Origin of the sequence: Streptomyces sp. KL2, from assembly GCF_046529545.1 — a bacterium.
In the GTDB taxonomy this organism is placed as follows: Bacteria; Actinomycetota; Actinomycetes; order Streptomycetales; family Streptomycetaceae; genus Streptomyces; species Streptomyces radiopugnans.
Genome location: NZ_CP127170.1, coordinates 3,827,627 through 3,841,904 on the forward strand (window position 1 = coordinate 3,827,627; position 14,278 = coordinate 3,841,904).

Annotated in this window: 15 protein-coding genes; 12 read left to right on the plus strand and 3 right to left on the minus strand. The window is 71.1% G+C overall.

Translation table 11 applies throughout. The features are described 5' to 3' along the window. The first annotated feature begins 21 nt into the window (after window positions 1–21). Both QPK52_RS17260 and QPK52_RS17265 read left to right on the plus strand, forming a co-directional pair. Complete coding sequence (locus QPK52_RS17260) at window positions 22–2,397, plus strand: immune inhibitor A domain-containing protein (protein ID WP_410538388.1); 2,376 nt, start codon at window positions 22–24, stop codon at window positions 2,395–2,397. 171 nt (window positions 2,398–2,568) lie between these two features. Beyond that, entirely contained in the window at window positions 2,569–2,919 is a 351-nt protein-coding gene (locus QPK52_RS17265) for a hypothetical protein (protein WP_410540365.1), read from the plus strand. A 22-nt stretch (window positions 2,920–2,941) separates the two neighbouring features. On the opposite strand, the gene QPK52_RS17270 is transcribed toward QPK52_RS17265, so the two are convergent. Both QPK52_RS17270 and QPK52_RS17275 read right to left on the minus strand, forming a co-directional pair. Next, on the minus strand, window positions 2,942–3,535 hold the full coding sequence (locus QPK52_RS17270; protein WP_410538389.1) for an isochorismatase family protein: 594 nt from the start codon (window positions 3,533–3,535) through the stop codon (window positions 2,942–2,944). A gap of 166 nt (window positions 3,536–3,701) precedes the next feature. After that, window positions 3,702–5,036: a nicotinate phosphoribosyltransferase gene (locus QPK52_RS17275; protein ID WP_410538390.1), complete on the minus strand. Its 1,335-nt coding sequence runs from the start codon at window positions 5,034–5,036 to the stop codon at window positions 3,702–3,704. A gap of 212 nt (window positions 5,037–5,248) precedes the next feature. On the opposite strand from QPK52_RS17275, the gene clpS reads away from it, so the two are divergent. From clpS to QPK52_RS17315, 8 genes are all read left to right on the plus strand, one after another. Next, window positions 5,249–5,560 carry an ATP-dependent Clp protease adapter ClpS gene (gene clpS / locus QPK52_RS17280; protein WP_245769831.1) on the plus strand — a complete coding sequence of 104 codons (312 nt, stop codon included), beginning with the start codon at window positions 5,249–5,251 and terminating at the stop codon, window positions 5,558–5,560. Further along, window positions 5,560–6,165: a DUF2017 domain-containing protein gene (locus QPK52_RS17285; protein WP_410538391.1), complete on the plus strand. Its 606-nt coding sequence runs from the start codon at window positions 5,560–5,562 to the stop codon at window positions 6,163–6,165. Before clpS ends, QPK52_RS17285 begins: the two co-directional genes overlap by 1 nt. Window positions 6,166–6,608: 443 nt before the next feature. Beyond that, complete coding sequence (locus QPK52_RS17290) at window positions 6,609–8,168, plus strand: alanine/glycine:cation symporter family protein (protein WP_410538392.1); 1,560 nt, start codon at window positions 6,609–6,611, stop codon at window positions 8,166–8,168. A gap of 98 nt (window positions 8,169–8,266) precedes the next feature. Then, a complete protein-coding gene (locus QPK52_RS17295; RefSeq protein WP_410538393.1) occupies window positions 8,267–8,698 on the plus strand; it encodes a Mov34/MPN/PAD-1 family protein in 432 nt (143 codons plus the stop codon). Window positions 8,699–8,789: 91 nt separating this feature from the next. Then, window positions 8,790–8,948 carry a putative leader peptide gene (locus QPK52_RS17300; RefSeq protein ID WP_410538394.1) on the plus strand — a complete coding sequence of 53 codons (159 nt, stop codon included), beginning with the start codon at window positions 8,790–8,792 and terminating at the stop codon, window positions 8,946–8,948. A 99-nt stretch (window positions 8,949–9,047) separates the two neighbouring features. Further along, on the plus strand, window positions 9,048–9,326 hold the full coding sequence (locus tag QPK52_RS17305; RefSeq protein WP_093654152.1) for a MoaD/ThiS family protein: 279 nt from the start codon (window positions 9,048–9,050) through the stop codon (window positions 9,324–9,326). Next, a complete protein-coding gene (locus tag QPK52_RS17310; protein ID WP_410538395.1) occupies window positions 9,326–10,276 on the plus strand; it encodes a PLP-dependent cysteine synthase family protein in 951 nt (316 codons plus the stop codon). Before QPK52_RS17305 ends, QPK52_RS17310 begins: the two co-directional genes overlap by 1 nt. 255 nt (window positions 10,277–10,531) lie before the next feature. Beyond that, entirely contained in the window at window positions 10,532–11,287 is a 756-nt protein-coding gene (locus QPK52_RS17315; protein WP_410538396.1) for an MBL fold metallo-hydrolase, read from the plus strand. A gap of 132 nt (window positions 11,288–11,419) precedes the next feature. Here the strand turns inward: QPK52_RS17315 and QPK52_RS17320 are convergent, their stop codons facing one another. After that, the gene (locus tag QPK52_RS17320; protein WP_410540366.1) at window positions 11,420–12,622 is read right to left on the minus strand and encodes a PTS transporter subunit EIIC; all 1,203 of its coding nucleotides are present in this window, start codon (window positions 12,620–12,622) and stop codon (window positions 11,420–11,422) included. A 437-nt stretch (window positions 12,623–13,059) separates the two neighbouring features. On the opposite strand from QPK52_RS17320, the gene QPK52_RS17325 reads away from it, so the two are divergent. Beyond that, on the plus strand, window positions 13,060–13,293 hold the full coding sequence (locus tag QPK52_RS17325; RefSeq protein ID WP_410538397.1) for a glucose PTS transporter subunit EIIB: 234 nt from the start codon (window positions 13,060–13,062) through the stop codon (window positions 13,291–13,293). Window positions 13,294–13,386: 93 nt separating this feature from the next. Next, window positions 13,387–14,130 (plus strand): ribonuclease PH, encoded by a 744-nt coding sequence (rph, locus tag QPK52_RS17330; protein WP_410538398.1) that lies wholly within the window; start codon window positions 13,387–13,389, stop codon window positions 14,128–14,130. The last annotated feature ends 148 nt before the right edge of the window (window positions 14,131–14,278 follow it).

The following is a 14,278-nucleotide window of genomic DNA, read 5'->3' on the forward strand; positions in this document are numbered from 1 at the left end:
GCATGGGGAGGGCAATACCTAGTGAAGAGCCAACGGAGGACGATCAGATCCGCCGCCCTGGCCACGACGGTCGCCGTCATAGGGGCGACCTTTCTGACCGCCGGCACCGCCTACGCCCACGAGGGCACCGCACCCGACGGCCGTGACCCGGCCGCCGCGGAACACGGCGACCACGCCAGGGGCGGGCACAAGCACGGCAAGGACAAGGACGGCAAGCACGTCGACCACGACCTGCCCGGCCCGCTCACCAAGAAGCAGCGCTCCCAGCGCCTCGCGGCCCTTGAGCGGCTCGCCTCCGGCCAGAAGCCCGTGACCAAGAACGGCTCCAAGGTCATGAAGCTCGGCGACGACAAGTACGTCGAGATGGAGCAGACCAAGACCGACAAGATCTTCACCATTCTCCTCGAGTTCGGTGACAAGATCGACCCCCGGTTCGGCGGCACCCCCGGTCCGCTGCACAACCAGATCGCCGAGCCCGACCGCAAGCAGGACAACACCACCCTGTGGAAGGAGGACTTCAGCCAGGAGCACTTCGAGGAGATCTACTTCGGAGAGGGCAAGGGCTCGCTCAAGACGTACTACGAGACCCAGTCCTCCGGTAAGTACTCCGTCGACGGCATGGTCTCCGACTGGGTCAAGGTCGACTACAACGAGGCCCGTTACGGCAACAACGCCTGTGGTCAGAGCACCTGCAACACCGTCTGGGACGCCGTCCGCGACGGTGTGAACCAGTGGGTCGCCGACCAGAAGGCCGCCGGCAGCACCACCGAGGAGATCAAGGCCCAGCTGGCCGAGTACGACCAGTGGGACCGCTACGACTTCGACGGTGACGGCGACTTCAACGAGCCCGACGGCTACCTGGACCACTTCCAGTTCGTCCACGCCGGCGAGGACGAGTCGGCCGGCGGCGGCGCGCAGGGCGAGGACGCCATCTGGGCCCACCGCTGGTACGCCTACGGCACCGACTACGGCAGGACCGGCCCCGAGTTCAACAAGGCCGGCGGCACCGAGATCGGCGACACCGGCATCTGGGTCGGCGACTACACCGTGCAGCCCGAGAACGGCGGCCTGGGCGTCTTCGCCCACGAGTACGGCCACGACCTCGGCCTGCCGGACCTGTACGACACCAGCGGCGGCGAGAACTCCACCGCCTTCTGGACCCTGATGTCGTCCGGTTCCTGGCTGAACAACGGCAAGGACGCCATCGGCGACTGGGCCGGCGAGATGACCGCCTGGGACAAGCTGTCCCTGGGCTGGCTGGACTACGAGACGGCCAAGGCCGCCACCAAGTCGCGGCACAAGCTGGGTGTTTCGGCCCACCAGGGCAAGAACCCGCAGGCGCTGATCGTGGAGCTCCCCGAGAAGGAGGTCACGACCTCCGTCGTGGAGCCCGCGGCGGGCGAGAAGCAGTGGTGGAGCGGCAGCGGTGACGACCTGCGCAACTCCCTGACCCGTACCGTCGACCTGACCGGGGCCTCCTCCGCGTCGCTCGACCTCAAGGGCTGGTGGGAGATCGAGGAAGGCTACGACTACCTCTACACCCAGGTCTCCACCGACGGCGGCGCCACCTGGACCGCCCTGGAGGGCACCCGCAACGGCGAGCCGCTCGGCAAGGACGCCTCCGGCGCCCCCGCCCTCGACGGCTTCTCCGGCGGCTGGGAGGACCTCTCCTTCCCGCTGGACGCCTACGCCGGCAAGAAGATCGACCTCCGCTTCCACTACCGCACCGACGGCGGTGTGGCGGAGAAGGGCTTCACCGCCGACGAGATCACCATCACCGCCGACGGCCGGGCGATCGTCACCGACGGCGCCGAGGGCGACGACAACGGGTGGACGGCGAGCGGCTTCTCCCGGATCGGGGGCTCGTTCACCAGCTCCTACCCGCAGTTCTACATCGCCGAGAACCGCCAGTACGTCTCGTACGACAAGACGCTGAAGACCGGCCCGTACAACTTCGGCTGGGCGAACACCCGTCCCGACTGGGTCGAGCGCTACGCCTACCAGAACGGTCTGCTGATCTGGCTGTGGGACACCTCGCAGCTCGACAACAACACCAGGGTCCACCCGGGTGAGGGTCTGGTCCTCCCGATCGACGCGCACCCCAAGGCCGAGAAGTGGGCCGACGGGACGACGATGCGCAACCGCATCCAGTCCTACGACTCCACCTTCAGCTGGTACCCGACGCGTGGCATGACCCTGCACAAGAACGGCGTTGCCACCAAGATCGGTTCGAAGATGGGCAAGCCCTACTTCGACGACCGCAAGGGTACGTACTGGGACGAGTCCAACCCGACCGCGAGCGTGAAGGTGCCCGACACCAACACCCGCATCACGATCGTCAAGCAGCCGCTCGACGGCAGGACGATGACCCTCCAGGTCGGACCCTCCACCAAGTGACACCCGAGTGACGCCCCGGTGACGCTGCGTTTGCGCAGGTCGCCGCGGTAAGGCAGTGAACGGTCGGCCGTCGCCCCCTAGCGGGCGGCGGCCGATCGTGCTGAGAATGCGCGTACCGCCCGAGGGCGGGTGGCCATTGTTGACGTGGTGTATAACGGGGGAGTGGTGAAGATGGCAGGCGGTGGCTGGACCAGGCTGCCGGACGGCAGCGTGGTCGTGGCGCTCTCCGTGCCCCGGCCGGGGCACGGCGGGCAGCGTGCCCGCTTCCTGGTCCACGCGGCCAACCGCGCCCGCGCCCTGACCCGGCTGAGGAACCTCGGCCTGCGCGCGGTCTACCTGCGCGGCAACACCGAGCCGCCCACCCCCGACGAGATCAGCGCGGTACTGCACCACCCCGACGGCCTGGTCTGGCGCCCGGCCCCGCAGCACGGCGCCGCCGGCGCACCCGCCGACGAGGGGACGCGCGCGGAGGGCGGCTTCTGGCGGCCCATAGGCGCCCTGCGCCGCGCCGCGGCCGGCTAGGACCGCAGGGCCGCCGCCGCGTTCAGGCGGCGCGGACCACCGGCTCGCCCGACAGCTCCACGCCCGCCCCGCGCATCTCCTCCAGCGCCAGCTCGGTGGTCCGCGCCGCCACCCCGGCCGTCATGCCGAGCAGCACCCGGGTGCGGAAGCCCTCACGGGCCGCGTCCAGCGCGGTGGCGCGCACGCAGTGGTCGGTGGCGATGCCCACCACGTCCACCTCCGTCACATCACGGGAGCGCAGCCAGTCGGCGAGCGGGGTGCCGTTCTCGTCCTTCCCCTCGAAGCCGCTGTAGGCGGCGGCGTACGCGCCCTTGTCGAAGACCGCGTCGATCGAGCCGGAGGCGACGGCCGGGGCGAAGTTCGGGTGGAAGCCCACGCCCTCGGTCCCCGCCACGCAGTGCGCGGGCCAGGAGTGGCGGAAGTCGGGGCGGTCGGAGAAGTGGTCGCCCGGGGAGACGTGGTGGTCGCGGGTGGCCACCACGTGGCGGTATCCGGGGGTGCTCTGCCCGACGAGGTCGGTGATGGCCGCGGCCACGTCGGCACCCCCCGCCACCGCGAGGCTGCCGCCCTCACAGAAGTCGTTCTGGACGTCTACGACGATCAGGGCCCGGTGCATGGTGCACACCTTTCGGCTGGAGTGGCTGTGGCTGGCTGTTGCTGCGGCCGGCTGTTGCGACCGGCGGCCGGCCCGCGGCCGGCGCGGTCCGCGGGGGGACGGGGGCGGGACGTGTCCGACCATAGACACTCGGCGTCCGCCGCGGGAGTGCGAGGACACGCGGCGCTCACCCCCCGGTGTACTCGGTGGGCAGGACAGGCTCGCCGCGCGAGAGCTGCGTCGCCGACAGCGGCAGCCCGTCGCGGGCCCGCAGGTGCCGCTCGCGGGCCGCCTCCAGCCGCTCGCGCGCCACGATCTCCCCGCCGCGGACCAGGTCCACCGTCAGCAGGTGGTCCGCCAGCTCCGCGGGCACCTCGCCGGTGCCGACGACCTCGGCCTCGGCCACGCCGTCCGCGTCCGGCCGCCGGGCGGCCCACTTCACGCCCCCGACCGACAGCTTCCCGCCCATGGACTTCTTCGCCACCGGGCGCAGCGGCGCGCCGGGGTCGGAGGAGTCGGCCCGGGCCACCAGCTTGTAGACCATCGAGGCCGTGGGGTGCCCGCTGCCGGTGACCAGCTGGGTGCCCACGCCGTAGGCGTCCACCGGGGCGGCGGCCAGCGAGGCGATGGCGTACTCGTCCAGGTCGCTGGTCACGATGATCCTCGTGTCCCGCGCCCCCAGCTCGTCGAGCTGCTGCCGCACCCGGTGGGCGAGCAGCAGCAGGTCGCCGGAGTCGATGCGCACCGCGCCCAGGCCGGGGCCCGCCACCTCCACGGCGGTGCGGACGGCCTCGGCCACGTCGTAGGTGTCCACCAGGAGCGTGGTGCCGCTGCCCATGGACTCCACCTGCGCGGTGAAGGCGTCCCGTTCGGTGTCGTGCAGCAGGGTGAAGGCGTGGGCGCTGGTGCCGACGGTGGGGATGCCGTAGCGGAAGCCCGCGGCCAGGTCGGAGGTGGTGGAGAAGCCGCCGACGTACGCGGCCCGGGCCGCGGCCACCGCCGACAGTTCGTGGGTGCGGCGCGCGCCCATCTCGATCAGCGGGCGCCCCCGGGCCGCGACGGCCATCCGGGACGCGGCGGCGGCGACGGCCGAGTCGTGGTTGAGGATCGACAGGATCACCGTCTCCAGCAGCACGCACTCGGCGAAGGTGCCCTCCACCCGCATGATCGGCGAGCCGGGGAAGTAGACCTCGCCCTCCGGGTAGCCGCTGATGTCGCCGCGGAAGCGGTAGTCGGCCAGCCACTTCAGGGTCGGCTCGTCCACCACCTCCCGCTCGCGCAGGAACTCCAGGATCTCCGGCTCGAAGCGGAAGTTCGCCACCGCGTCCAGGACTCTTCCGGTGCCCGCCACCACGCCGTAGCGGCGGCCCTCTGGCAGACGGCGCGTGAAGACCTCGAAGACGGAGCGCCGGTCGGCGGTCCCGCCGCGCAACGCCGCCTGGACCATGGTGAGTTCGTAGTGGTCGGTGAAGAGGGCGGTGGACGGCACGGCGACCGGCAGGCCCAGGTCTGCGGTGTTCATGGGACGGATGCTACCCCCAATCTCGTCACTTTGACGATATCCGGTTCCGGGGAACCGCGCCGCCGCCCGCCGGAACCCCGTTTGCACCACCGCCCGGTCAGGGTGGCAGCATGGGGACCGTGAGCGACGACACACACCGGACGACACCCCCGGCCGTCGCGGTCGCGCGGCCGCCCGCCGCGGACCGCGTACCCGGTCCGCACGGCGCCCATGTGGCGCGGCTGTCGGTCGCCCCCACCGAGATCACCCGCCCCGAGTCGGGCGAGGCCCCCCGGGTGGTGTCCGAGCCGGACGTCCCGTGGGTGACGGTCGTCCACAACGACCCGGTGAACCTGATGAGTTACGTGACCTACGTGTTCCAGACCTACTTCGGTTATCCGAAGGAGAAGGCCAGGAAGCTGATGATGGACGTCCACCACAAGGGCCGCGCGGTCGTCTCCAGCGGCACCCGCGAGGAGATGGAGCGCGACGTACAGGCCATGCACGGCTACGGCCTGTGGGCGACCCTCCAGCAGGACCGCTGATGGCAGGGCTCTTCCAGCCCGCGGCCGGCGTGCCCGGAGGCGCCGCCGTCGCGCTCGACGAGGTGGAGATCTCCATCCTGCGCAGCCTCACCGTCCAGCTCCTGGAGCTCATCGGGCCCGGCCCGGGCGCCGGCGAGGACGGCGGCGAGCAGGACCCGCTCGCCGCGCTGATGGCCGACGGCCCCACCGAGCCGCCCTCCGACCTGGCACTGGCCAGGCTCTTCCCCGACGCCTACGGCGGCCCCGGCGCCGGAGGGGACGAGGAGACGCGCGAGGCCGCTGCGGAGTTCCGGCGCTACACCGAGAACGACCTGCGCGCCCGCAAACGGGAGGACGGCCTCGCCGTCGTGCGCACCCTGGACTCCCTCGCCCCCGCCGGCGAGGGGGGAGCGGTGCTCACCCTGACGCCCGAGCAGTCGCGCCGGTGGCTCGGCGCGCTCAACGACCTGAGGCTGGCGATCGGCGCGCGCCTGGAGATCGCGGACGACGAGGACGGCGACGAGCTGTACGCGCTGCCGGACGGCGACCCGCGCAAGCCGATGGTGATGGCGTACCTGTGGCTGGGGGCGCTCCAGGAGTCGCTGGTGGAGACCCTGGCGCCCTGATGCACCGGGCGGCCCGCCGCGCGGGCCGCGACGGTCCGCCGCCGCTTCCGGCGGGGCCGGCGGGACGCGCCGCCTTCCGGCATTTGTTTGTGCCATACATTAAAAAGCCCCTGTGAACCCGTCGCGTCGCACAGGGTGACTAAAACTCTCCGTTAATCGGATGCGACGCTTCTTTGGGCGGGATGACTGCCCGATTCATCCCTCGATTCCCCTGTGTGACCCGACCGTAATATGAGCATGTGATCCAGGTCACACCGGCGCGGTAGCGCAGCGTGATAGGAACTCCCAACCCGATTTTTATCCGAGTCTTACAACTCGGAGAACTTCGGAGGAAACTGCGCTCGAAACCGGACGCCGAGGTCGGTCCTTCCGCCGCACCACAGGCAACCACCGTTGCACCCGCCCCCACACGTCCTCGCAGCCGCTACAGCCAGAGGGAACCCATGGCAAACGAATCCTGGACTACACGGATCGACGAATCCATCACCGAATTCGTCGATCCGGTCGCCTCGAAAATCAGCGACATCGTCTTCTACACCATCCCCCTCGGGGAGACCGAGTTCCCCTGGATCGTCGGCTGGCTGGTGGTCGCGGGGCTGGTGTTCACCGGATACTTCGGTTTCGCCCAGGTCCGCCACCTGCCCAAGGCCCTCAAGCTGGTCCGCGGCAAGTACGACCAGAAGGGCGCCCCCGGTGAGGTGAACCACTTCCAGGCCCTCACCTCCGCCGTCTCCGGCACCGTCGGCCTCGGCAACATCGCCGGTGTGGCCATCGCGGTCACCATCGGCGGCCCCGGCGCCACCTTCTGGATGATCGTCTGCGGTCTCCTCGGCATGGCGACCAAGTTCGTCGAGTGCACCCTCGGCGTGAAGTACCGCGAGGTCCACGCCGACGGCACCGTCTCCGGCGGCCCGATGCACTACCTGCGCAAGGGCATGGCCGAGCGCGGCCTGGGCGGCGTGGGCAAGGTGCTCGCCGTCGGCTCCGCCGTCGCCCTGCTGTTCTTCACCTTCTTCGGCGGCAACCTCTTCCAGGTCAACCAGAGCCTGGAGCAGCTCCAGTCCGTCACCGGCGGCGACGACAGCCTCTTCAGCAGCTCCGGCGGCGCCCTCTTCTTCGGCATCCTGATCGCCGCCCTGGTCGCCCTGGTCCTCATCGGCGGCATGCGCTCCATCGGCGCCGTCACCAGCCGGCTGGTCCCCGCGATGGCGATCATCTACGTCATCGCCTGCCTGTTCGTCATCCTGACCAACATCACCGCCGTGCCCGACGCCGTCTCGGACATCGTCGTGGGCGCCTTCGCCCCCGAGGGTGTGGCCGGCGGCCTCATCGGCGCCCTGATCGTCGGCTTCCAGCGCGCCGCCTTCTCCAACGAGGCGGGCATCGGCTCGGCCCCCATCGCCCACTCCGCGGTGAAGACCAAGCGCCCCGCCACCGAGGGCCTGGTCGCGATGATCGAGCCGTTCATCGACACCGTCGTCATCTGCACCATGACCGCGCTGACCATCGTCATCGCCCGCACCCCGAGCTGGGAGGCGGCCCGCGAGGCCAGCGCCAACGGCGACCCGATCGCCTCCGGCGTCTCGCTCACCTCGGACGCCTTCGAGACCGCGATCTCCTGGTTCCCGTACATCCTGGCCGTCGCGGTCCTGCTCTTCGCCTTCTCCACGATCATCACCTGGAGCTACTACGGCCTGAAGGCGTGGACCTACCTCTTCGGCCGCAGCAAGACCAGCGAGAACGTCTACAAGGTGCTCTTCAGCCTCATCGTCATCACCGGTGCGCTGATGTCGCTGTCCTCCCTGGTCTCCCTGGCCGACTCCTTCCTCTTCCTCGCGGCGGTGTTCAACATCATCGGCCTCTACCTGCTGGCGCCCGTCGTCAGGAGGGAGCTCAACCGCGTCCTCGACTACGTCCGCCGCCGCGACGCGGGCGAGACCGACGAGCAGATCGAGGCCGCCGAGGCCGCCGAGCCCGGCGAGGCCACCACGCTCGCCAAGTGACACCCGCCCCCCGGGGCACGGCACCGCGCGGGCCCCGCCCGTACCGCACACCGGTACGGGCGGGGCCCCGTCCGCGTGCCCTGCCTATGCTGTCGCCCATGCTGACCATCACCCAGGAGCTGCACGACAAGATCGTGGCCCACGCCCGCCGGGACCACCCCGACGAGGCGTGCGGCATCATCGCGGGCCCGGCCGGCAGCGGACGCCCCGAGCGCTTCATCCCCATGCTCAACGCCGCCCGCTCGCCCACGTTCTACGAGTTCGACTCCGCGGACCTGCTGAAGCTCTACCGCGAGATGGACGACCGCGACGAGGAGCCGGTGGTCGTCTACCACTCCCACACCGCCACCGAGGCATACCCCTCGCGCACCGACGTCGCCTACGCGGGCGAGCCCGGCGCCCACTACGTGCTGGTCTCCACCGCGGAGTGCGGCAACGACGAGGGGCCCTTCTCCTTCCGCTCCTTCCGCATCGTCGACGGCGAGATCACGGAGGAGGAGGTCAGGATCGTTACCGCCTACGAGGACTGATCCACAAGCCTCCGACAACAGGTGAGACGGCAGGGTCCGCATCATGGAACAGGTATCCGGATCCGGAGGCGGGAATCGTTACGATGAGCCCATGGTTAACCACGACGTGAGCGATACCCGCCGGGGTAAGTCCCCGGGCACGCTGCTCGTGGCGCGCCTGCACGTCGATCTGTGCCGCATCGCCAGCGCCATGGGGTCTCCCCGGTGCCGCGGTGCGGCATGCCGGTGCCGCGCGGCCGGCCGCGTCTGACCCGGACGGCCATCCCCGCGCGGCCCGCCCGGCCGCACCCCGCGCACGCGCCCGCGCCAGGCCCACACGCTTCCCGCCCTCTCCCACAGGAGTACACCCATGGCCATCGAGGTCCGCATCCCGACCATCCTCCGCACCTACACCGACGGCCAGAAGGCCGTCGAGGGCGACGGCGGCACCCTCGCCGAGCTCATCGAGGACCTGGAGACCCGCCACAGCGGCATCCGGGAGCGGCTGGTCGAGGGCGGCGAGCTGCGCCGCTTCGTCAACGTCTACCTCAACGACGAGGACGTCCGCTTCCTCGACGGGATCTCCACCAAGCTGAGCGACGGCGACAACGTGACGATCCTCCCCGCCGTGGCCGGGGGCATGCGCTGATGCGCTACGACTCGCCGATCGCCGCGGTGGGCAACACCCCTCTGGTGCGCCTGCCGCGGCTCTCGCCGTCCGAGGACGTCCGCATCTGGGCCAAGCTGGAGGACCGCAACCCCACCGGCTCGATCAAGGACCGCCCGGCCCTGTACATGATCGAGCAGGCCGAGAAGGACGGCCGGCTCACCCCCGGCTGCACCATCCTGGAGCCCACCTCCGGCAACACCGGCATCTCGCTGGCCATGGCGGCCAGGCTCAAGGGCTACCGCATGGTCTGCGTCATGCCGGAGAACACCAGCGCCGAGCGCCGCCAGCTGCTGGCCATGTGGGGCGCCGAGATCATCTCCTCCCCGGCCGCGGGCGGCTCCAACACCGCCGTGCGCGTCGCCAAGGAGATCGCCGCCGAGCACCCCGACTGGGTCATGCTCTACCAGTACGGCAACGCCGACAACGCCGGCGCCCACTACGCCGGCACCGGCCCCGAGATCTACGCCGACCTGCCCTCGATCACCCACTTCGTCGCGGGGCTCGGCACCACCGGCACCCTGATGGGCGCCGGCCGCTACCTGCGCGAGAAGGTCCCCGGCATCCAGATCGTCGCCGCCGAACCGCGCTACGACGACCTCGTCTACGGCCTGCGCAACCTCGACGAGGGCTTCGTCCCCGAGCTGTACGACGAGACCGTCCTCACCACCCGCTACTCGGTCGGCTCCGAGGACGCCGTCACCCGCACCCGCGAACTCCTCGCGCAGGAGGGCATCTTCGCCGGAGTCTCCACCGGCGCCGCCCTCCACGCCGCCATCGGGGTCGGCCGCAAGGCCGTACGCGCGGGCCGGAGCGCCGACATCGTCTTCGTCGTCGCCGACGGCGGCTGGAAGTACCTGTCCACCGGCATCTACACCGCGCCCACCACCGAGGCCGCGGTCGAGGCCCTCCAGGGACAGCTCTGGGCCTGAGCCCGACCCGCACGTCCGCGACGCCCGCCCGCCGCGCCCGCCGTACCCCGCCCCTCCGGCGGCCGGGAGCGGCGGTGCGGCGGCCGCCGCCCGGGACCGCGCGCCCCCGAGGCCGCGCGCCGCGCGATCCGCGCCCCGCACCACCCCCGCCCTGGTGATTCCGCCCACAACGGGGCACTGCGGAGGAGCCACCGGCCCCCATGCGCCTTACGCTCAGGTAACCCCTCTTCCCGGGCCACGGAGGTTCCTTCCCCTATGAAGCTCACCGTCGTCGGCTGCTCGGGATCGTTCCCGTCCGCGGAATCGGCCTGCTCCAGCTACCTCGTCGAGGCCGACGGCTACCGGCTCCTGCTCGACATGGGCAACGGCGCCCTGGGCGAGCTGCAACGCCACTGCGGCCTCTACGACCTCGACGCCATCGTCCTCAGCCACCTCCACGCGGACCACTGCATCGACATGTGCGCGTACTTCGTGGCCCGGTACTACCGGCACGAGGGAGGACGCTGCGAGGCCATCCCGGTGTACGGCCCCAAGGGCACCGAGCAGCGGCTGACCACGGCCTACGCCGACACCCCGTCCGAGAGGTCCATGAGCGAGGTCTTCGACTTCCACGACCTCGCCCCCCGGAGCACCTTCCGGCTCGGACCGCTGACCGTCACCGCCGACCGGGTGCGGCATCCGGTGGAGACCTACGGCTTCCGCGTCGAGCACGACGGCAGGGCCCTCGTCTACTCCGGCGACACCGGCCCCTGCGACGCCCTGTGCGACCTGGCCCGAGGCGCCGACCTCTTCCTGTGCGAGGCCTCCTTCACCGACGGCAAGGAGGACATCCCCGAACTCCACCTCAACGGGCGGCAGGCCGGGGAGTGCGCCCGGGACGCGGGCGCCGGACGACTGGTCCTCACCCACATCCCGCCGTGGACGGACCCCCAGCACAACCTGCGCGACGCACGGGCCGCCTTCGGCGGCCCCGTGGAGATGGCCCGCCCCGGCGCCGTCTACGAGATCTGACCGGCCGCCGGCCGGGCCCGGCGGTCACGGACCCGGCCGGCGCGGCACGGGCCGTACGGCACCCCGGACACCGGAACCGACACGAGCCCGGCAGGGCCCGGCACAGGGACCGGCACAGGGACCGGCACAGGGCTACGCCCGGTACTGCGCCTTCTCCTGCTCGGCGATCTCCGCGTCCGACTCCCGGCCCGGCGTCGGCAGGTCGAACCGCGTGATCGCGAACCGGAAGACCGCGTAGTAGACCACCGCGAAGCACAGCCCCAGCACCACCAGCAGCCACGGCCTGGTCGCGATCCCCAGGTTCAGCAGGAAGTCGATCGCCCCGGCGGAGAAACCGAAGCCGTCCCGCGCCCCCAGCGCCCAGCTCAGCGCCATGGACACCCCCGTCAGCACCGCGTGGACCGCGTACAGCGCCGGCGCGATGAAGATGAACGTGAACTCGATCGGCTCGGTCACCCCGGTGACGAAGGCGGTCAGCGCGATGGAGAACATCATCCCGCCCACCACCTTGCGGCGTTCGGGCCGCGCGCAGTGGTACATCGCCAGACAGGCCGCGGGCAGGGCGAACATCATGATCGGGAAGAAGCCGGTCATGAACTGACCCGCCGTCGGGTCCCCGTGCAGGAAGCGCGCGATGTCCCCCTCGTACCGCACCCCGCCGTCCTCGTAGGAACCCGCCTGGAACCACGGGAACGAGTTCAGCAGATGGTGCATGCCCACCGGGATCAGCGCCCGGTTGGCCACCCCGAACACTCCCGCCCCCAGCGCGCCCGAACCCACCAGCCACTCGCCGAAACCGTGGATCCCCGCCCCCAGCACCGGCCAGGCGTATCCGAAGACCACGCCCAGGAACAGACCCGCGAACGACGCCAGGATCGGCACCAGCCGGCGGCCGCCGAAGAAGCCCAGCCAGTCCGGCAGCTTCCTGCGGTGGTAGCGCTGGTAGAGCACGGCGGTGACCAGCCCCATCACCACACCGCCCAGCACACCGGCGTCCGCGGGCCGGGCGACGCCCTCCTCGGGAGGCAGGTTGGGATCGCTGAAGGTGGCCATCACCTGCTGGAAGACCAGATAGCCCACGACGGCCGCCAGCCCCGTCGAGCCGTCCGCCCGCCTGGCGAAGCCGACCGCGATGCCCACGGCGAACAGCAGCGGCAGATTGTCCAGCAGCGCCCCGCCGCCCGCCGCCAGGAACTCGGCGATCCGGTTGACGAAGTCCGGGAAGCCCGCCCGGCCCAGCATGTCCTCGTAGCCCAGCCGGACCATCAGAGCCGCCGCGGGCAGCACCGCGATCGGCAGCATCAGACTGCGGCCGATGCGCTGGGCCACCGCCATCGCGCCCGCGCCGCGCCTCTTTCCGCCCCCGCCCCTGCCGCCTCCGCCCCCGTCGCCTCCGTCGTCGGATGTCCTGGCAGTGGCCGTGGTCATCGGCTTCCTCCCGTGGGGCCGTGCGGTCCGCGCCGCACATCCGCATCGCAAGCATCACAAGGGCAATAGAGTGCTTAAGTCACCTTGTAACACGAACAAAGGCATCGAAAGCACCCAGACGGGCAACGAGGCCGACGGAACGGGGACAGTGCCGGAATGCAGTACCCGGACCGCCCGCGGGCCCGCACCCTCTTCCCCGCGGGGCCGGGAAGCGGTATGGAGCCGGTGAGGCCCCTATCGCGAAGTGTGCATAACGTGGGTTAATGTGCCAATCCAGTCCGGATGGGGCACGGACACAGGACGGGCCGAGACGGCCGGCGGCAGCCGGCGGGAAGGCGGAGGACATGCCCGGCAAAGCGGAGAACATCGTCGCCGGACTCGGCGGCATCGACAACATCGTCGAGATCGAGGGCTGCATCACCCGCCTGCGCACCGAGGTCGAGGACCCCGCCCTCATCGACGAGGCCGCGCTCAAGGCCGCCGGCGCACACGGCGTCGTGAGGATGGGCTCCGCCATCCAGGTCGTCATCGGCACCGACGCCGACCCCATCGCCGCCGAGATCGAGGACATGATGTGACGGGCCGCCCCGCCCCGGGGCGGCCCCCGCGCACCGGGCCACCAGGCCGTTCACCCCAACGGCCGCCCCGCCCGTGGCACTAGGCTCGCACCCATGTCACGCATCGACGGCCGCACAGCCGAACAACTCCGACCCGTCACCATCGAACGCGGCTGGAGCAAGCACGCCGAAGGGTCCGTCCTCATCTCCTTCGGCGACACCCGCGTCCTCTGCACCGCCAGCGTCACCGAAGGCGTACCCCGCTGGCGCAAGGGCAGCGGCGAGGGCTGGATCACCGCCGAGTACGCCATGCTCCCCCGCTCCACCAACACCCGCGGCGACCGCGAGTCCGTCCGCGGCAAGATCGGCGGACGCACCCACGAGATCTCGCGCCTCATCGGCCGCTCCCTGCGCGCCGTGGTGGACCTCAAGGCCCTCGGCGAGAACACCGTCGTCCTCGACTGCGACGTCCTCCAGGCCGACGGCGGCACCCGCACCGCCGCCGTCACCGGCGCCTACGTCGCCCTCGCCGACGCCCTCGCCTGGGCCCGCGGCAGGAAACTCCTCCGCGCCAAGGCCCAGCCGCTGACCGGCACCGTCTCCGCCGTCAGCGTCGGCATCGTCGACGGCAACCCCCTCCTCGACCTCTGCTACGAGGAGGACGTCCGAGCCGAGACCGACATGAACGTCGTCTGCACCGGCGACGGCCGCTTCGTCGAAGTCCAGGGCACCGCCGAGGGAGTCCCCTTCGCACGCGCCGAACTCGACGCCCTCCTCGACCTCGCCGTCGCAGGCTGCGCCCAACTCGACGGCGCCCAGCGGCACGCGCTGGACACGGACGCGCTGCCTCCGGCCTGACCTCCGGCCCGCCCTCGGCGACGGCCCCGTCCGGGCCGCCCGGGTGACGCCCGGTGAGAACGCGGGCGGAGCGCGGAACTTTGCGAGCGCTTTACGCGTCCTACAGGGCACGGGCCGTACGGGTCGAGCCGTGCGGCCCGTCCAGACA